Origin of the sequence: Myxococcus sp. AB036A, from assembly GCF_006547355.1 — a bacterium.
GTDB classification, from domain to species: domain Bacteria; phylum Myxococcota; class Myxococcia; order Myxococcales; family Myxococcaceae; genus Myxococcus; species Myxococcus virescens.
In genome coordinates this window covers 38,403-57,783 of sequence record NZ_VHLC01000031.1, presented here as the reverse complement: position 1 = coordinate 57,783, position 19,381 = coordinate 38,403, and the positions used below count along the sequence as shown (strand labels likewise).

General features: G+C 69.4%; 9 protein-coding genes. 3 read left to right on the top strand and 6 right to left on the bottom strand.

Annotated features, from left to right (window positions below):
- Positions 1–3: 3 nt before the first annotated feature.
- From FL344_RS15215 to FL344_RS15195, 5 genes are all read right to left on the bottom strand, one after another.
- Positions 4–2,973 carry a carboxypeptidase regulatory-like domain-containing protein gene (locus tag FL344_RS15215; RefSeq protein WP_141619050.1) on the bottom strand — a complete coding sequence of 990 codons (2,970 nt, stop codon included), beginning with the start codon at positions 2,971–2,973 and terminating at the stop codon, positions 4–6.
- 102 nt (positions 2,974–3,075) lie between these two features.
- Positions 3,076–3,561 (bottom strand): hypothetical protein, encoded by a 486-nt coding sequence (locus tag FL344_RS15210; protein WP_141619049.1) that lies wholly within the window; start codon positions 3,559–3,561, stop codon positions 3,076–3,078.
- Between the two features lie 107 nt (positions 3,562–3,668).
- Complete coding sequence (locus tag FL344_RS15205) at positions 3,669–4,952, bottom strand: Stp1/IreP family PP2C-type Ser/Thr phosphatase (protein WP_090490810.1); 1,284 nt, start codon at positions 4,950–4,952, stop codon at positions 3,669–3,671.
- A 61-nt stretch (positions 4,953–5,013) separates the two neighbouring features.
- Entirely contained in the window at positions 5,014–5,526 is a 513-nt protein-coding gene (locus FL344_RS15200) for an FHA domain-containing protein (RefSeq protein ID WP_141592919.1), read from the bottom strand.
- A gap of 47 nt (positions 5,527–5,573) precedes the next feature.
- Complete coding sequence (locus FL344_RS15195; protein WP_141619048.1) at positions 5,574–6,179, bottom strand: hypothetical protein; 606 nt, start codon at positions 6,177–6,179, stop codon at positions 5,574–5,576.
- 146 nt (positions 6,180–6,325) lie between these two features.
- On the opposite strand from FL344_RS15195, the gene FL344_RS15190 reads away from it, so the two are divergent.
- Positions 6,326–6,529 carry a hypothetical protein gene (locus FL344_RS15190; RefSeq protein WP_141592917.1) on the top strand — a complete coding sequence of 68 codons (204 nt, stop codon included), beginning with the start codon at positions 6,326–6,328 and terminating at the stop codon, positions 6,527–6,529.
- 24 nt (positions 6,530–6,553) lie between these two features.
- Here the strand turns inward: FL344_RS15190 and FL344_RS15185 are convergent, their stop codons facing one another.
- Entirely contained in the window at positions 6,554–7,498 is a 945-nt protein-coding gene (locus FL344_RS15185; RefSeq protein WP_141619047.1) for an arginine deiminase family protein, read from the bottom strand.
- 227 nt (positions 7,499–7,725) lie between these two features.
- On the opposite strand from FL344_RS15185, the gene FL344_RS15180 reads away from it, so the two are divergent.
- Both FL344_RS15180 and FL344_RS15175 read left to right on the top strand, forming a co-directional pair.
- A complete protein-coding gene (locus tag FL344_RS15180; RefSeq protein WP_228565069.1) occupies positions 7,726–15,921 on the top strand; it encodes a non-ribosomal peptide synthetase/type I polyketide synthase in 8,196 nt (2,731 codons plus the stop codon).
- Positions 15,918–19,358 carry a non-ribosomal peptide synthetase gene (locus FL344_RS15175; RefSeq protein WP_141619045.1) on the top strand — a complete coding sequence of 1,147 codons (3,441 nt, stop codon included), beginning with the start codon at positions 15,918–15,920 and terminating at the stop codon, positions 19,356–19,358. Before FL344_RS15180 ends, FL344_RS15175 begins: the two co-directional genes overlap by 4 nt.
- The last annotated feature ends 23 nt before the right edge of the window (positions 19,359–19,381 follow it).

Sequence of the window (19,381 nt, the reverse complement as noted above, 5' to 3'; positions counted from 1 at the left end):
GCCTCAGTGGGCCATCATCACGACGTCACTGCTCGAAGGCACATCCACGACGCGGACCTCCGGTCCGCCTGGGGTCTCCACGTGGAAGTTGCCCCACACCAGCGTGTAGCGCCCGGGCCGCAGGCCGCTCAGGCGGACCTGCTCCGACCGGGGCTGGTACACGAGCTGCGCCCAGCGCGAGCGCATCAACGCCACCGCCGGAGGATTGCCCACCGCCCCCAGCTCTCCCGCGACGACCCACAGCGCCCGGCCCCGCTCCGGCTTCACCTGGACGGCCAGCGACGCGGTGCCCGGCGCCGGGCCCAGGTCCAGCGACATCTCCGAGCCGCCAACCTGCACCACCAGCGCCGGCTCGCCAGAGAACTCCCGGTTCGCGCCCAGCGCGAAGCGGTAGTTGCCCGGGGAGATCTCCACGCTGTAGCCGCCATCCGGCCCGGTGACGATGGTGAGCGGTTCGCTGCGGTCCGCGTTGACGGCCTCGACCTCGAAGCCCGCCGCGGGGCTCCCGTCCGGGCGGTACACCCGGCCGCTCAAACGCGTGGCTTGCCGCAGCTTGAGTTCCACCGGTCCCCGCGAGCCCCGCTCCAACGACTGGGTGGCGCTCAGCCGCCCCTTGCGCGCCGTGAGCGAGTAACGCGTCACATAGGGTGGGCTGGCCACCGTGAAGGTGCCGTCCGGCCCGGAGAGCACGGAGTCGTCACAGACGTCGCACGACACCACGGCATCTGGCACCGGCCCACCGCCCTCGTCGACCACGCGGCCCGAGACACCCGGCAGCTTCTCCAGCACCAGGTCTCCCAGGTCAGGCGAGGCCGGGCGGTCCACCATCTGCGGCTCGTAGCCCGCCGCATCCACCGACGCGATGACGCGGTCGCCCGCCGTGGGCAACGGCAGCTCGAAGCGGCCATCCGGTGCATTCACATCGTGCTCGTCCACGCGAAAGCGGCGCACCGGCTCACCGTCATCGCCCATGACGCGCCCGCGATAGACGTCGCGCTTCCTGAGCACCACTCGCACCGGAGGGCCACCCGCCTTGCCCTCGGCGCGCTCGACCTGATCATAGCCCGGGTGCCTCACCTCCAAGCGGTAGCCCCGGTCCGGCCGCAGCGCGCGGAACTCGAAACGGCCGCTCGCGTCGGACTGCACGGGCTCCGCGCCACGGGGCACCACCACCAACGTGGCGCCCGCTACCGGAGCGTTCTGCCCGTCCACGACCTCGCCATTGAGCGGCGCTCCGGGCTTCAGCTCCGCCTCCAGCTTCAGCGTCTGCCCATCCGTCAGCGTCACCTCCCGGCGATCCGACGGCTGATAGTCGGAATGGGACGCCATCATCGAATACGTGCCCGCGGGCATCCCGCGCATCGGGACCATGCCATCCGAGCCGGACGGCCGGTCACTCCGGAAGATGCCTTGCTGCTCAACCCACAGCACCACGTCCGCGCCTTCCACGCGGCGGCCCTCGGCGGAGACTGTCACTTCCAACGACGCGCGAGGCTCCAGCGCCAGTTGTACGTCGGTGGCCGGCGCAGTCACCTTCAACTGGCCACCGCCCCACTCCGAGTGGTGCGCATGAAGCTCGTAGAGCCCCGGCGTGGGCACCTGCGCGTTGAAGCGCCCTTCCGCGTCCGCCAGCGTCGACGCGCCCGTGGGCTGCACCAACACGGACACGCCCGGCGCGGGCCGGCCATAGACATCCAGCACCTGCCCGCTGATGACGGTGGCGCGCTCCATCTCGAGTTCGAGCGCCGTCTCCCCTGAAGTCACCTTCGCGGGCAGCTGCGCATCACGGAAGCCCTCGGCCTGCCCGGTCAGCACGTAGTTGCCCACGGCCAGGGGGCCCAGCGTCACCAACGCGCCGGTGCCACCGCGCTCCTGCCGGACAACCTCCCCCGTCGGCATGCGCAACAGCAGCTCCGGTTGCGGCACGGGCTGCCCATCTTCATCCACCACCGTGACGAGCAGGCTCCCCGCTTCCTCCAGCGCCAGCGTCACCTGGGTGACGCGCTCGTCCAACGTCAAGACGCGGGGCACGGACGCCAGGCCCTTGGCCTCCGCGGTCACCACCAATTGGTCCGGATACAAGCCGGAGAAGCGCACCGGAGTGCCGTCCGTGCGCAGCTCCCGCGACAGGTGGTCCGCGCGCAGCCGTACTAGCGCGGCCGAGGGGGAACCGTTTCGGGTGACGCGAACCTCCAGGGTGCGCGCGGGCGTCAGCTTCAGGCGCACGGGCTGTGGCCCCGCCTCCACCTGCGCCCCTACCGCGGGCAGGTACCCCTCCGCCGTGGCCAACACATAGAAAGGCCCTTCGCCCAGGCCCGTCAGGGTGAAGCGGCCATCCGCTCCGCTCGTGGACTCGAAGGGCAGCGGCGCCCGCCGCGACATTCCGTGCACGTGAGCCCCGGCCAAGGGCCGGCCGGCTTCGTCCACCACCTGCCCCACCAGGGTGCGCAGCGGCGGCAGGTACAGCTCCACCGGGTCCCCAGGCGCGGCCCTCTCGCGGAGCGCGACGCCCAGCCCTGGCGCGCGGGCCCACACGGAGAAGGACACGCCAGCCAGGTGCTCGAAGCGGAAGCGCCCTTCCGCGTCCGTGCTGACCGTGGCCCGCGGCGTCAGGAAGCCCTGCTGTTGCTCGAAGAACGCCAGCGTGTGCAGCGCCGTCTCACGCGCCGAGCAGGACAGGAGCGCCTGGCCACACGCATCACAATGAACGCCCAGGAGCGTCCGCTCCGCGCTGGCGGCCAGGAACACCTCCGCGCCCGCGACGGGACGACCCGAGGCGTCCAGCACACGTCCCGTGAGCGCCAGCCCCTCGCCCGCGGAGGCCACGTCCACGGCGGCGAACTCCGGCAGAGCCTTGCCAGTGGAGGCGTGCGTGTCGCGAGCGGCGGGCCCCGTCTCCGTGCCGGGCCACAGCCACACCACCCCTGCCGCGAGCAGGGTCGCCATCACGCCTATGACAATCCAGTTGCGCATGCGCAGACGGCGCGGACGTTAGCCCGGGGCCGGGCGCGGAACGGCCGATTCCCCCTGAAAATTCCGGACGCGTCCTTTCCCGAACGCATGGGCGAGCCGCGCCTACAGCTTGTCTTCGAGGTCATCCAGGCGCTTCTCGACCCGCTCGAAACGCTCCTGGGTCGAATCCGCCATGGAAGTCAGCAGTTGGGCCATGCGGCCCGCGTGGGCCTCCATCCGGCTCATGCGTCCCGACACGGAACGCAGCCCCACGATCATGGACTCCACGGTCGACATCATCGTCTCCATATTGCCCATCATGGAGTCCATGTTCGACTGCATGGCCGCCATGTTCGTCTGCATGGCCACCATGTTCGACTGCATGGTCGCCATGTTCGTCTGCATGACCACCGTGTTCGTCTGCATGGCCACCATGTTCGATTGCATGGTCGCCATGTTCGACCGCATGGTCGCCATACCGGCGCGCATGGACCCCATGCTCATCGCCATGCCTTCGACGTCCCCCTGCGTCGCCCTCAGCTCATGGCGCAGCTCAACCACCTCGCCCAGGAACTTCACCACCACGTCGCCGCCCACCGCCCTCGCCATGCGTCGCCCTCCGACAACGGAACGGCGCGAACGTACCTGGGGCGTCTGACGTGCTTGGGACTCCGGACGGAGTTGCTTCGGTCGACGAGGGGCCATGACGCGTCCTCCTACTCCTCGGCGAACGGAGCAATCGCCTGGGCCACGGCCAGCTCCTGCCGTGCCTCGCTGAGCTCCGAGTTGGTGGCGCGAAGCCGGTCGCTGAGCACCTGGACGAAGCTCCAGAGCATCTTCACCGCGAGGATGGACTCGCGCTTCATCAGGCCCATCAGGTCCGGCCGCGAGATGACCATGGTGCGCGTGGGCTCCGTCGCCCGCACCGTCGCTGAACGCGGCGCGTTGTCGATGAGCCCCATCTCTCCGAAGTGGCCACCCGCGCGCAGTTCGGCGATCTCCACGCCGTTCTTCTCGATGGCCACCCGGCCCCGGATGACGACGAAGAGCTCCTCGCCCGGCTGCCCCTCCACCACGATTTCACGCCCTGCGGGATACGTGCGGGTGGTCGCGATGGACAGCACCGCCGTCTGCTCCTTGTAGGTGAGGTGACGGAAGAGCGGAATCTTGCGCAGCGCCTCCATGCGCGACTGCGCTTCGCTCGACTCCTCACTGACGCTGGAGCCTTCGCCCGCGACCTTCACCACCACCGCGGTGATGTTGTCCTTGCCACCGCGCTCGTTGGCGACGTCGATGAAGCGCTTGGGCAGGTCTGCGGGCGCGATGCCGGCGATGAGCGGAAGGACCTCCTCGTCCTCGACATAGCCGTGCAGGCCGTCCGAGCAGAGGATGAACATGTCCCCAGGCACCAGGTCCACGATGAGCGTGTCGACCTGGACGGACTCCTGGATGCCCACCGCGCGCGTAATCACGTTGCGGTACTGCGAGTTGGCGGCCTGGTCCTTGGTAATCGTGCCGGCCTTGAGCTGCGCGGCGACCAGCGTGTGGTCCTCCGTCAGCCGGTGACACTGGCCATGCCGCACCAGGTAGACACGGCTGTCACCCACATGGCCGATGACGCCCTTGTTGCCGCCCACCGCGAGGCACACGAAGGTCGTGCCCATGCCGCGCTTGGTCGCGTCCGACATCGCCGTCCGGTAGATGTCCGCGCACGCGCGCTGGACGGCCACCTCGACGAGCGCCGCCGCCGCCGAGCGGCTGTCCGGCGTCGGGTTGATGCCCAGGTCCTTCAACAGGTGGCGGTTGGCGGAGATGTGCTGCTTGACGACCTCCGTGGCCCGGTTGCTCGCAACCTCGCCGGCCGCGTGACCGCCCATGCCGTCAGCCACCACGTAGAGACCGAGTGCCGCATCCACCAGCATCGCGTCTTCGTTGTGCTGCCGCTTGCGGCCGACGTCGGTCAGTCCAAAAGCTTCTGTGGTCAAGGCCACCGCGAACACTCCCGTGTGTGACAGAGGGCGACTCCGCACGTTACGCAGGCCCACGAAGACGTGGCAAGGCTCAGGGAGCCATCCTCACGGCCAGCATCCGCAGAAAGCCGCTGGTCGTGTAGAAGCCGACCTCCACCTGGCCGAAGCGCAACCGAGCTCCATCCGCCACCGGAACGGCCTTCCGGGGCACGAGGCGGACGCCCCCCGCCCAGGAGCCATTCTTGGACCCGGCATCCGTCAGCAGGAAGCCCGCATGGCCTTCCTCCCGGCTGAACCAGGCGTGGAACCGGGACACGCTCCCGTCGTCCAGGACCACGTCGTTGTTGCCCGTCCGCCCCACGGTGATACCCCGCCCGAAGGCGTTCGTCCGCGATTTCACGACGGGAAACACCAATGGCCCGCTGGCCCCCAGCGTGGGGTTCCCCGCGTTCGTCACCGTCTTCAGACGGTACTCCTCCCCGTCCCCGCCGCTGCCTTCCTCCGTCGCTGGAGTGAAGACGAGCAGCGCGGCTGGCAGGTTCCGCTCGAAGACTTCTCGGTTGCGGAGGTATCGCGACACATGGGCGCTGAGCGGCTCGGGCATACGCGGCGTGCGAACAGGGTGCTCGCAGGCCGCACTCTACGCAAAGCCTAGCGCCAATCCACGAACAACCCGACCATCGGGCCACCTACGAAGAAGCGGCCAAGGCTGCGGCGCTTGTAGCCAAATACCTCGGCATACCCCACAGCGAGCCCACCGGCGACGTCCCCGAACTGGTAACCCAGGTGGACGCGGCCCTCGATGAGGCCCGCCACGCGCCGGTCCTTCTCCAGCCCACCATCGAAGTCAGCGCCGTAGAAGACGGGACCGCCGGTGACCTGGAAACCCCAGTGCACCTGGCCGGGCAGGTGGTTCCGGTAGCCCACACCCACCTGCGGGCTGTGCTGGTAGAATGAGCGCACCGCGTTCTGCGGCTTGCCCTCCTCGGCATCGGGGAACGCGAGCCCCCACGACAGACTGCCCTCCAGCAGCAAGGCGAAGGCGTCCTTGCGGTCCTGGTAGAAGGTGAGCTGCCACTGCACCTTCGTCTGGGAAGCGACCAGGCCATCCTGGGCGCTGACACCCAGAAGCACGCCGCGAGGCGCCCAGGCGGGCGTCGGAGAGCGGTGCTCCGGAGGCCGCCGCGCCTCCTGCGCGCCCGCGGAAGAGGCCAGACCAAGAACACCAACCAGCAGAACGGGGAGCTTGCGGAGCATGGGAGCCTCTTCCCGCCATGGCGCGGCCCGCTTGTCAACGGACTGTTCGTTTGGTTATGACACGCCTTTGTTACCTTCGGATGGGCCCAGGCCGGGGATGTCCTCCCGGAACCGCTCGCCGCGGGGCACAAGGAGCTGAACCCCGCATGCCAGTCGTGACAGTCCGGGCCGGAAACAAACAGCGCCCGGGTAGGTTCGACGTACTCGTCCGCAAGACCACGGAGAAGGTCTCCGACCTGCTGGAGGAAAGTGACAGGGTGCTCGTGGTCTACGAGCAGGGCTGCGCGAGCCTCTACTACGAGCGCGAAGGCGACATGCCCCACCCGCCCGCGGTGAACCGCCCTTCCTGAGCGCGAATCGCCGGCGGTCCTTCGCTACACCGCGCGCCGGCGCAGGGGCATCGTGAGGCACCGAACGCTGCCGTTGCCCCGCTCCAGCGCCTCGATGTCGACGCTCGCCACCTCGATGCCGGCCTCCTTCGCCAGAGGACGAAGGCCCACCGAGGCGCTCTCCGAGGCGAGAATCAGGTCGGGCCCCACGTAGATGAAGTTCGACATGAAGCCGCTCTCCCCTTTCGGCTCGAAGGGGATGACGCGGCGGCCCCGCTGGGCGAAGTAGCCGTCAAAGGGCTCCCAGTGCGGCGCCACGCCCTGTGTGAACACCTGGATGGGCGTGTGGCGCAGAAAGGCCCGCGCCACCACCGCCCGCGGCCCAAGCACGTTGAAGGCCAGATCCAGGTGGATGATGCCCAGGCTCTCCGGGATGCGGACGACGGCGGCCTCGCGGAAGCCTGAACGCCACGCCAGCTCCAGGAAGGGTTGAAGCGCCCGCGCGTCGCTGCGCAGCCCCACGTTGACCAGCAACCGCTCCGCGTCGAGCACGAAGACGTCCCCGAACTCGATGCGCGCGGACGTCGGGCCTTCGTCGCTCGACAGCTCCGGCTGGAGCTGCGACAGCGCGCGGTGCGCCACGTCGAACTCCGCCAGCCGCACCGGAAAGGCCGCCGTGCCCGTCACGAGCTGACGCCCGAGCACCGCCGCGGTATCGCGGACAAACACCCGGTTCACCGTGGTGTCGCTCACCGCGCGCTCGCGCTCCGGTAGCAACTCCCACAGGTCAATCGTCTGGCAACCAAGGCGCGTCAGCGCGTCCCGCAGCCGGCCGAAGGCGTCCTCCGCCTCACTGCGAGTGACAGGCCGCATGAAGCCGACCGCCGCCGCCTCCTCCGCGGTGGTGACGTCCAGCGCCGCGGGCCGGAACACCGCCACGCAATCCAACTGGCCTGATTCGGACCAGCACTCGAACTCGCTGAACGCCATCTGCAAGCACCTGTCGTCACAGCAGTGAGTCAGCCCGGACTCCTGGCGCCGAGACCCCACTTGGAAAGCGCCAACCCCTGCCGGAGCGCTGGCACCAGAAATTTACCTCGGAACTCCGTCAAGACTAGTCGGATTCAAAACGATTTCATAATAATCCAGATCTGCAGGATTACACTGTCGGTCCGTGATTTTCCATGAAGTCATCTTCCGGTGTCTCGCAGGCCCCTGTGGATTCCCCTCTGGTCTCCGGTGTGTCCGAAGACCGCACGCGCGATGAAATCGCGGCGTGGCTTCGGGCCTACGTCGCCGAGTCCGCCGAGCTCACGCCCGAAGAGGTCGACCCCCAGGAACCTTTCGTTCGCTACGGGCTGACGTCGAAGGACGCGGTGTTCCTGTCGGGTGAGTTGGCGGACTGGCTGGGCCGCGACGTGTCGCCCACCATCCTGTGGGAGCACCCCACCATCGACGCGCTCAGCCAGGCGCTCGGCCGTGGCACCGAGCCCGTGGCGCATGCGCCCGCGACGCCCGTCACCGAGGCCGCGCAGGACGACGCCATCGCGGTGGTGTCGCTGGGGTGCCGCTTCCCGGGCGCCCCGACGCCAGAGGCATTCTGGGCGCTGCTCCAGCGCGGCGGGGATGCCATCACCGAAGTCCCCGCGGACCGTTGGGACGCGGCGAGCCTCTACGCGCCGGACGCGTCCACGCCCGCGACGATGAACACGCGATGGGGCGGCTTCCTCGAAGACGTCGGCGCGTTCGACCCGCTCTTCTTCGGCATCTCGCCTCGCGAAGCCGTGCGGATGGATCCGCAGCAGCGCCTGCTCCTGGAAGTCGCGTGGGAGGCGCTGGAGCGCGCGGGACAGGCACCGCAGGGACTCCAGGGCAGTCGCACCGGCGTCTTTGTCGGCATCAGCACCAGCGACTACGCGCAGCGACAGTTCGGCGACCGCTCCTTGTTGGATGCATACGCGGGCACGGGCAACGCACACAGCATCGCGGCCAACCGGCTGTCGTACGTGTTGGGCTTGCGCGGTCCGAGCATGGCCGTGGACACCGCGTGCTCATCGTCGCTCGTCGCGGTGCACCTGGCCTGTCAGAGCCTCCGCGGCCGAGAGTGCGACCTGGCGATGGCGGGCGGCGTCAACCTCATCCTGTCGCCCGAGCTCACCATCGCCTTCTCGCAGGCGGGGATGATGGCGGCGGATGGACGCTGCAAGACGTTCGACGCGTCGGCCGATGGTTACGTGCGCTCGGAGGGCTGCGGCATCGTCGTCCTTCAGCGCCTGTCCGATGCGCTGGCCTCGGGCGCGCCCATCCTAGCCGTCATCCGCGGCTCGGCCGTGAATCATGACGGGCTCAGCAACGGGCTCACCGCGCCCAGCGGCGCCGCGCAGCAGGACGTCATCCAGCAAGCCCTGCGTCAGGCCCGCCTGTCGCCAGAACAGATTGGCTACATCGAAGCCCACGGCACGGGGACGCCGCTGGGCGACCCGATTGAACTGGCGGCACTGAGCGCCGTGCTGTCTCCAGGGAGGACGGCGGAGCAGCGCTGCTTCATCGGCTCGGCGAAGAGCAACATCGGCCACCTGGAAGCGGCGGCAGGCATCGCGGGGCTGATGAAGACGGTGCTGGCCCTGGGCCACGGCGAGATTCCGCCGCAGGTCCACCTGCGCGCACTCAACCCGCACATCGCCTTGGATGCGTCCCGATTCCCGATTCCAACCCGCCGGGAGCCTTGGCCCCAAGCGCCCGGCGCGCGTGTCGCGGGAGTCAGCGCGTTCGGCTTCGGTGGAACCAACGCCCACGTCATCCTGAGCGAGCCTCCGCCGCGCCCCGCGGATGCACCTCGCCTCCCCGAGCGTGACAGCCACGTCCTGACGCTGTCGGCCCGGAGCGATGCGGCCCTGCGGAACATGGCCCGGCAGTACCAGGAGCACCTGCTACGGCCGGACGCCCCCGCGCTGGCGGATGTCTGCTTCACCGCGAACACCGGCCGCAATGCGTGGCCGCATCGGCTCGCGCTCACCGCGAACTCCCATGCGGAGATGGCGTCGCGGCTCGAGTCCTTCGCCCAAGGGCACGCCGTTCCCAGGCTGCATCAGGGCGAGGTGCAGCGTGGCGCCGCGCCGCGAATCGTCTTCCTGTATCCCGGCCAGGGCACCCAGTACCCCGGCATGGGCCGACAACTGTTCGACAGCGCCCCCGTCTTCCGTGAAGCCCTGGAGCGCTGCGACGCGCTTCTCCGTCCACACCTGGATGTCCCGCTGCTGTCGGTGCTGTTTCCGACGACGGACGCCACCGCTCAGCTCATCCACCAGACGCGCTACACCCAGCCGGCTCTGTTCGCGCTGGGCCATGCCCTGACGGAGCTGTGGCGTTCGTGGGGCGTGGTGCCCGACGCCGTCATGGGCCACAGCGTGGGCGAATTCACGGCCGCGCACACGGCGGGCGCGCTCGGGCTGGAGGAGGCGCTGGCCCTGCTGGCCACGCGCAGCCGTCTCATCCAGGCACTGCCCCAGAACGGCGCCATGGCGGCGGTCCTGACGGATGAAGGCACGGTGCGCATGGCGCTGGAGGGCGAGTCCCTGGTGGACGTCGCCGCCATCAACGGGCCCAGGCACGTCGTCATCTCCGGTGAGCGTGAAGCGGTCCAGCGCATCACCGCGGCGCTACAGGCGCAAGGTGTCGAGTCGCGCCCCCTCACCGTCTCCCACGCGTTCCACTCGCCGCTGCTGGAGCCGATGCTCGATGGCTTCGAGCAGGTAGCCCGCGTCCTGCCCGCCCACGCGCCGCGACTCCCGCTCATCTCGAATGTCACGGGCGAGCGCATGTCCCAGGCTCCCGACGCCGCCTACTGGCGACGGCACGCGCGCGCGCCTGTCCAGTTCTTCAAGAGCCTCCAGACGCTGACGCAGGCGGGCCCCGCGCTGTTCATCGAGCTGGGCCCGCACGACACGCTGCTCGGCATGGCGAAGCGCTGCGTTCCCGAGAGCGCGAGCCTATGGCTCCCCAGCCTGCGGCGTCAGCAGGATGCCTGGGGGACACTGCTCGACAGCCTCGGTGCGTTGCACACGCGCGGCGTCGCCGTCCCATGGAGCGCAGTGGACGTTGACCGTCCGCGACGGCGTGTCCCACTGCCCACCTATCCCTTCGAGCGCCAGAGGTACTTGCTGGACTCCGCGCTCCCCTCCCCTGCCCACAGGCCGACGATGATGACCCAGACCTCTGCCGCAGCGCCCGTCGTGTCACGCAAGGAGCGCATCCTCACGGATCTCCGCGCGGTCGTCGCCTTGCTGCTCCAGGCCCCTCCCGAGAAGCTCGACCCGCGCATGTCCTTCCTGGAGATGGGCGCCGACTCCCTCGTGTTGCTGGACGCCATCCGCAACGTGGAGAAGCGCTTCGGCGTAAAGCTGGCCATCCGTCAGCTCTTCGAGGAGCTGACGACGCTGGACGCCCTGGCGAGCCACCTCGACCAGACGCTGCCCGCGAGCTTCGTGCTGAACTCCGCGCCAGCCGCGACGAGCGTTCCCGCGCCGCTCCCCATGAGCGCGCCTCCCGCCGCCGTGAACACGCTCTCCGCACCTCCGGGAAGCGCCGTCGAGCAGCTCATCCAGCAGCAGTTGCAGCTCATGGCGCAGCAGCTCGCGCTCCTGGGCGGACGTCCCGCAGCGACGATGCAGCTTCCCGTCGCGGCGCAGGAAGCCCCCGCCCCCAAGACCGTGCCCACGAACACCGCGAAGGCTGGAGGCGCGTCACCCTTTGGCGCGGGGCCCAGGTCCGGCACGCCCGAGCGCGAGCTCCCCGCGGTACAGCAGCGTCATCTGGACGCGCTCATCGCGAAGTACACCGCGCGCACGAAGCGCTCGAAGGAAGCAGCCGTCCGCTACCGCTCGAAGTGGAGCGACGTGCGGTGGCTGATGAACTTCCGCGCCGAGCTGAAGGAGGTCTGCTACCCCATCGTCAGCGTGCGTTCGAAGGGCTCGCGGGTCTGGGACGCGGACGGCAACGAGTACATCGACTTCTCCATGGGCTTCGGGGTGCACCTGTTCGGTCACAACCCGCCCTTCATCATGGAGGCGCTGCAACAACGTCTGGCGGAGGGCATGGAGTTGGGCCCCCAGTCGGACCTGGGCGGGCAAGCCGCGGAGCTGCTCTGCGAGCTGACCGGCATGAAGCGCGTCACCTTCTGCAACTCCGGCACGGAGGCGGTGATGACGGCGCTCCGGCTGGCGCGCGCCGCGACAGGTCGCACGAAAATCGTGATGTTCACCGGCTCCTACCACGGCCACTCCGACGGCACGCTGGTGGTGGGCCGCATGGTCAACGGCGAGCCCCAGTCGCTGCCCATGGCGGCGGGCGTGTCTCCCAAGGTCGTCGAGGACGTCCTCGTGCTGCCCTACGGCGAGGACCGCACGCTGGAGCTCATCCGCGAGCACCTTCACGAGCTGGCGGGCGTCCTCGTCGAACCCGTGCAGAGCCGCCGTCCCAATCTCCAGCCACGGGCCTTCCTCCAGGCGCTGCGGACGATGACGCGTGAAGCAGGCGTGCCCCTCATCTTCGACGAGGTCATCACCGGCTTCCGGCTCCATCCAGGGGGTGCTCAGGCGTGGTACGGCATCGAGGCGGACCTGGTCACCTACGGCAAGGTGCTCGGTGGCGGCATGGCCATTGGCGCCGTCGCGGACCGCGGCGGATTCGTGGACCGCATCGACGGAGGCGACTGGAACTACGGCGACGCGTCCTACCCCGCTGTCGAGACGACCTTCTCCGCAGGCACGTTCTGCAAGCACCCGCTGACCATGGCGACCACGGTGGCCACGCTGAGCCACCTCAAGGCCCAGGGGCCCGCGCTCCAGGAGAATCTGAGCCGCCGCGCCGCGGGGCTGGTCGCTCGCCTCAACGACATCTTCCAGCGCGAGCAGGCGCCCATCGAGGCGGTCCACGGCGGCTCGGTGCTGCGCTTCTCCGCCGCTGGCAACACCAGCTACCTGTACCAGTCGCTGGAGATGGACCTGTTCTTCTGCCACCTCATCCATCGCGGCATCTACATCTGGGAGGGGCGCACGTGCATGCTCTCCACCGCGCACTCCGACGAGGACCTCGACACCATTGTCCGCGCCGTCACCGAGACGGTGGCGGACATGCGCGCGGGCGGATTCTGGCCACGCACCACACCGCCCGAGCCCACTCGCGTGGAAGCGCGCACGCTGCCGATGACGGAGGCGCAGCGGCAACTGTGGGTGCTCGCCCAGATGAGCCCCGGCGGCTCCATCTCCTACAACCTGTCGATGAGCCTGCGGCTCGAAGGCGTGCTCCAGCCCGAGGTGCTCCAACGCGCCATCCAGCACGTCGTCGACCGGCATGAAGCCCTGCGCATCCACGTCCACGAGTCCGGCGAGCAGCAGACCGCGGCCGCTTCGCTGTCGCTTTCCCTGACGTTGCACGACCTCTCCCCCCTGCCCGCGCTGGAGCAGGCCGAGCGCCTCTCCGCCTGGTACGAGCAGGAGAGCAACACGCCGTTCGACCTGCACCGCGGTGCGCCCTTCCGCGTCAACCTGCTGAAGCTGGGTGCCCAGGAGCACATCCTCGTCCTCACCGCGCACCACGTCGCGGTGGACGGCTGGTCGCTGGGTGTCATCGTCCGCGAGATTGCCGCGCGCTACACCGAGCTCCGGGGAGGCAAGAGCACCCCGCCTCCACCCGCGATGCAATGGGGCGAGTATGTGCAGTGGCTCCAGCAGCAGGCCGGAACCAAGGAGCAGACGGCCCACGAGCGCTTCTGGCTGAGCCGGCGCGTGGAGACGCTGCCCGCGCTGGAGCTGCCCATCGACCATGGCCGCCCCGCACACCGCAGCTATCGGGGTGCCCGGCAGACGCTGCGACTGGACCGCGCCACCACCCAGTCCCTGCGGGAGGCGGCGGCGCAACAGCAGTCCACGCTCTTCATGCTGCTGCTCTCCGTCTACACCACGTTCCTCCACCGCATGACGGGCCAGGATGACGTCCTGGTGGGCATCCCCACCGCGGGCCGGGGAATGGAGGGCAGCGAGGGGCTGGTGGGCTACTGCTCGCACCTGCTGCCCATCGCCAGCCACGTTCAGGGTGAGCAGACGTTCTCCGAATACGTCCAGGGCCTCAAGCAAGTGCTCTGGGAGGCGTATGAGCACCAGGACTATCCCTTCGCCCTGCTCATCAAGCGCCTGGGACTGCCGCGCAGCACGAGCCACACCCCGCTCGTCAGCGTCACGTTCAACCTGGAGCGCCCCCTGGGCAACCTCCAGATGGACGGCCTTCGGACACACTTCGTCCCGCAGCCCGTGCGCTACGCCGCCTTCGACCTGAGCCTGAACGTCATCGACGCCGAGGACGGACTCGTCCTCGACTTCGACTACAACACCGACCTGTTCGAAGCGGCGACGCTGGCCCGCTGGGCGAAGGGCTTCCGCACGCTGCTGTCAGGAACGCTCAAGCAGCCGGAAGCGCGCGTCGCCGACCTGCCGATGCTCACCCCGACCGAGCGCCGCAAGGTCCTGGTGGCGTGGAACCAGAACCAGGTGGGCTACCGGGAGGACCTCCTCACGCACCAGTTCATCGAACAGCAGGCCGCCGCGAGGCCCGGCGTGCACGCGGTGGAGCTGGACGGCCAGTGCATCACCTACGCCGACTTCAACCGGCGCGCGAACCAGCTCGCGCACCACCTGCGCGGCCTGGGTGTCGGACCGGGCGTGCTGGTGGGCGCCTTCATCGATCGCTCGCCGGAGATGCTGGTGACGCTGCTGGCCATCCTCAAGGCCGGTGGCGCCTACGTTCCGCTGGACCCCACGCACCCCGTGGAGCGGCTGCGCTTCCTGCTGGACGACGCACGCGCGGCCGTGCTGGTGACGAAGCAGTCCCTCGCGGAGCGGCTGCCCTCGCACACCGCGAAGGTCGTCCACCTGGACACGGACGCCGTCACGCTGGCGTCTCGCCCCACGGAGAACCCGCCCAACTCCGCGACGGCCACGTCCCCCGCCTACGTCATCTACACCTCCGGCTCCACGGGTGAGCCCAAGGGCGTCGTCATCAGCCACGGCCAGATGGCGGTGCACTTCCAGGACATGCAGCTCCACTTCGAGCTGACCGAGCGCGACCGCGTGCTGCAGTTCGCCTCGTTCAACTTCGACGCGTCCCTGGAGCAGATTCTCCCGACGTTCATGACAGGCGCCACGGTGGTCCTGCGCGGCAACCAGGTCTGGACGCCCGAGGAGCTGGCCCGCCGCGTCGTCGAACAGCGGCTGTCAGTGATGAACTTCCCCACGGCGTACTGGCAGCAGCTCACGCAGAGCTGGGCCGAATCGCCGCCAACGATCGGTGCCCATGACTTGCGGCTGGTCATCATCGGCGGCGACACCGTGCTGCCCAAGGTGCTGGAGCTGTGGCAGCACGGCCCGCTGGGCAACGTGCGCACGCTCAATGCCTACGGCCCCACTGAGACGCTCATCACCGCGACCACCTTTGACATCCCCAAGGGCTGGAGCGCCACGCGCGTCCCCATCGGCCAGCCGCTGTCGAACCGCCCCTGCTATGTGCTGGACCGGCATGGCGCGCCCGTGCCCATCGGTGTGGCGGGCGAGCTGCACATCGGCGGACCGCTGGTCGCGGCGGGTTACCTCAACCGCCCGGAGCTCACCGCGCAGCGCTTCGTCCCGGATCCGTTCAGCGACGACCCGGCGGCGCGCCTCTACCGAACCGGAGACCTGGTCCGCTACCGGCCTGACGCCACGCTCGAGTTCCTGGGACGCAGCGACCACCAGGTGAAGGTGCGCGGCTTCCGAATCGAGCTGGGAGAAATCGAGTCCGCGCTGAGCGCGCACGAGCACGTCCAGGAAGTGGTCGTCACGGTCCGCGAGGAGCCGGGCGCGCTGGCCGGACATGACAAGCGGCTGGTGGCCTACGTGGTGCCCTCCGCGCAGGGCAGCGTGACACCCGCCGCGCTCCGCCAGTTCCTGCTGGAGAAGCTGCCGGACTACATGGTCCCCGCCTTCTTCGTCCTCATGGAGGCCATGCCTCTGACGGCCAGCGGGAAGCTGGACCGCAAGGCGCTGCCCGCGCCCGACCCGGAGGCCAGCGCGCCCACGCGGCCCTTCGTCGCACCGCGCACGCCCACCGAGCAGACGCTGGCGGAGGTGTGGATGAAGGCCCTGCGCCTGCCTCGCGTGGGTATCCACGACGACTTCTTCGAACTGGGCGGTGACTCGCTGCTGGCCACGCAGGTGGCCTCGCGACTGCGGGACGCGCTCAAGGTGGAGCTGCCGCTGGAGCGGCTCTTCAAGCAGACGACCATCGCCGGGCTCGCGGAGCACGTGGACACCATCCTGTGGGCGTCACGTACAGCCGAGGACACCAGCGTCAGCGGCGCGAGCCGTGAAGAGGGGGAGCTGTGAACACGATCGACGGACTGTTGACCCGGCTGCGCCAGCACGACGTACGGCTGTGGATGGAAGGCGAGCGCCTGCGCTTCAACGCCCCGCCGGGTGTGATGACACCCGACCTGCTCGGAGAGATGAAGTCCCGCAAGGAGGAGCTGGTCTCCTTCCTCCAGCAGGTGGGCCAGTCACTCCAGAGCGCCGCGGAGCTCATCCCCGCCGGCCCTCGCGACGGAGCGCTGCCGCTGTCATCCGGCCAGCAGCGCATGTGGTTCCTGGAGCAGTTCCAAGGGCCCAGCGGCGCGTACAACATGCCCGCGTCGCTGCGGCTCGAAGGCGCCCTGGACATCGCCGCGCTTCAGCGGAGCCTGGACGAAATCGTCCGCCGTCACGAAGTGCTTCGCACGAGCTATGGGCAGCATCAGGGCAAGCCCTTCCAGCGCGTCTTGCCGCCCGCCTCCGTGACGATGCCCGAGGTGGACCTCCAGCACCTCCCCGCCGACGCGCGTCAGGCCGAGGTCCGGCGGTGGGCGACGGAGGAGGCCAGCCGGCCCTTCGACCTGTCACGAGACCTGCCCCTGCGGTTGTCGCTGCTGCGGTTGGACCCACGCGAACACGTGCTGCTGCTCACGCTCCATCACGTCGCCTGCGACGGTTGGTCCCTGGGCGTCCTCATCCGCGAACTGGCGGCGCTCTACCGCGCGTTCAGCACGGGCGAGCCCTCTCCGCTTCCCGAACCCACCCTACAGTACGGTGACTTCGCGCGCTGGCAGCAGGAGCGCGCCACCCGTGGCGACCTCCAGCCGCACCTCTCCTGGTGGCGCGACCACCTGGCCGGCGCCCCTGCGCTGCTGGAGCTGCCCACCGACCGGCCGCGCCCCGCGAACCAGCGCTTCCACGGTGCGACCCATCGCTTCACCGTGCCGGCGGAGCTGACCGCCCGGCTCAAGCAGCGGAGCCGCGAGGCAGAGGCCACGCTGTTCATGACGCTGCTGTCCGCGTTCGGCGTGCTCCTGTCCCGCGGCAGCCGGCAGGAGGACCTCGTCATCGGCACGCCCATTGCCAACCGGGTGCACCAGACGGAGCCCCTCATCGGCCTCTTCGTCAACTCACTGCCGCTGCGGCTCCAGGTGGACGGCGCGCGTCCGTTCTCCGAGCTGCTGACCCGCGTGCGTCAGGACACGCTGAGCGCCTATGCGCATCAGACGCTGCCCTTCGAGCAGTTGGTCGAAGCACTCCAGCCCGCGCGTGACCCGAGCTACTCCCCGCTGTTCCAGGTGCTGTTCACGCTCCAGAACACGCCGTCCGAGGTCCTCTCGCTGTCCGGCCTCACGCTGGAGCAGTTGGAGTTCGAGAGCGGCACCACGCAATTCGACCTCTCCCTGTCGATGGCAGAGACGGCGCAGGGGCTGGTCAGCGAGCTGAACTACAACACCGACCTGTTCGATGCGGCGACCGTCGAGCGGATGTCCGGCCACCTCCTCACGCTGCTCGCGGCCATCGCGGAGAACCCCACCCGGTCTGTGAGGGACCTGCCCCTGCTGACCGGGCCCGAGCGCCTGCGACTGCTGCGGGAGTGGAACGACACCGCGCTCGACCTTCCCCTGCCCGACAGCCTCCACGGCCTCTTCGAACGGCAGGCCGCGCGCCGTCCGGACGCCACCGCCGTGCGCTTCGAGTCGCGCGCCCTGACCTACCGAGAGCTGGATGAAGAGGCGAACCGGCTGGCGAACCACCTGCGCCAGCTCGGCGTGGAGCCGGGGCACCGCGTGGGCATCTTCCTGGAGCGCTCGGTGGAGCTGCTCGTGGGGTTGCTCGGCATCCTGAAGGCGGGCGCGGCGTATGTCCCGCTGGACCCGCTTTATCCGCCGGACCGGCTGGCGCACATCCTGGATGACAGCGGCGTCTCACTGCTACTGACGGAGCCGGAGCTGGCCGCACAGGTCCCTGCCTATCGCGGCAAGCGCATGGTGCTGGCCGAGGCCTCCGGCGCCCCCACGACGCCGCCCCAGGTGACGATCGCGGGCACGAACCTGGCCTACGTGCTCTACACGTCCGGCTCCACGGGTCGCCCGAAGGGCGTGGCCGTACCGCACGCCGCGGTCGTCAACTTCATGGCGTCCATGCAGCGGGCGCCTGGGATGACCGACCAGGACACGCTGTTCGCCGTGACGACGGTGGCCTTCGACATCTCCGTGCTGGAGCTGTTCCTGCCCCTGAGCGTGGGCGGAAACGTCGTCATCGCCAGTAGCGAGACGGCCGTGGATGGCACCCGGCTGATGCGGGCGCTGGTGGAGAGTGGCGCCACGGTGATGCAGGCAACGCCTTCCACGTGGCGGATGTTGCTGACGCTGGGGTGGAAAGGCAGCCCCACGCTGAAGCTCCTCTGCGGTGGAGAGGCGATTCCCTCCGAACTCGTCGAGCCGCTGTGCTCGCGCGGCGCGTCCCTGTGGAACATGTACGGCCCCACGGAGACGACCATCTGGTCCACCACCACGCGCCTGGAGCCGGGACGCCGCATCACGCTGGGCCGCCCCATTGGCAACACGCAGGTGTACGTGCTGGACGCGGCCATGCAGCCGGTGCCCCTGGGCGTGACGGGCGCGCTGTACATCGGCGGGCACGGCGTGGCGCAGGGCTACCTCCACCGTCCGGACCTGACGGCGGAGCGCTTCGTGCCGGATCCCTTCGGACAGGCACCGGGCGGGCGGCTCTACGCCACGGGGGACCTGGTGCGCGCGCTGCCAGACGGCACGCTGGAGTACCTGGGCCGCGGCGATGGACAGGTGAAGCTGCGCGGCTATCGCATCGAGCTGGGAGAGATTGAAGCCCGGCTGGCGCAGGTGCCTGGCGTCCTGGAAGCCGCTGTGAAGCTGTGGGACGTGGCGGGCCACGCGGAGCTGGTCGCCTACGTGCGCCCCGGCACCGAGCGCGCCCCCGAGGCGCTGACGATCCGCCAGCACCTGGCCTCTCACCTGCCGGCGTACATGCTGCCGAGCCACTTCGTGACGCTGGAGTCCTTCCCCCGGACGGCCAACGGCAAGCTGGACCGCAAAGCGCTCCCCGCGCCGTCGGCGAACCAGCGCGCCTCAGCGGCCTACGAGGCGCCGCGCACGCCCACGGAAGTCCAGCTCGCGGCCATCTGGCGCGACGTCCTCGCGGTGGAGCAGGTCGGCGCGCGAGACAACTTCTTCGACCTGGGAGGCCAGTCGATGAAGGCCGTCCAGGTGGTGGCGCGCATCCAGGAGTCCTGCAATATGGACGTGTCACTCCGCGTCCTCTTCGAGCACCCCACGCTCGACGCCTTGGCGAAGCACCTGGAGACACTCCAGCAGCCCGGTGCGCCCGCCGCGCCTCCGCCGCTGGTGGCCCGGCCCCGGCAGGCCCGCCGCGTCCAGGCCGCGACGCGCGCCGAGCTGAACCTCCCTGACTCGACTTCTTCGAAGAAGGAGTAGCGCCCCGGGTCCACGCCACGACT

What these genes read in the sequence shown, in the direction of transcription:
- FL344_RS15215 (WP_141619050.1), bottom strand. Translation starts at nt 2,973, where the DNA reads ATGCGCAACTGGATTGTCATAGGCGTGATGGCGACCCTGCTCGCGGCA.
- FL344_RS15210 (WP_141619049.1), bottom strand. Translation starts at nt 3,561, where the DNA reads ATGGCGAGGGCGGTGGGCGGCGACGTGGTGGTGAAGTTCCTGGGCGAG.
- FL344_RS15200 (WP_141592919.1), bottom strand. Translation starts at nt 5,526, where the DNA reads ATGCCCGAGCCGCTCAGCGCCCATGTGTCGCGATACCTCCGCAACCGA.
- FL344_RS15195 (WP_141619048.1), bottom strand. Translation starts at nt 6,179, where the DNA reads ATGCTCCGCAAGCTCCCCGTTCTGCTGGTTGGTGTTCTTGGTCTGGCC.
- FL344_RS15190 (WP_141592917.1), top strand. Translation starts at nt 6,326, where the DNA reads ATGCCAGTCGTGACAGTCCGGGCCGGAAACAAACAGCGCCCGGGTAGG.
- FL344_RS15185 (WP_141619047.1), bottom strand. Translation starts at nt 7,498, where the DNA reads ATGGCGTTCAGCGAGTTCGAGTGCTGGTCCGAATCAGGCCAGTTGGAT.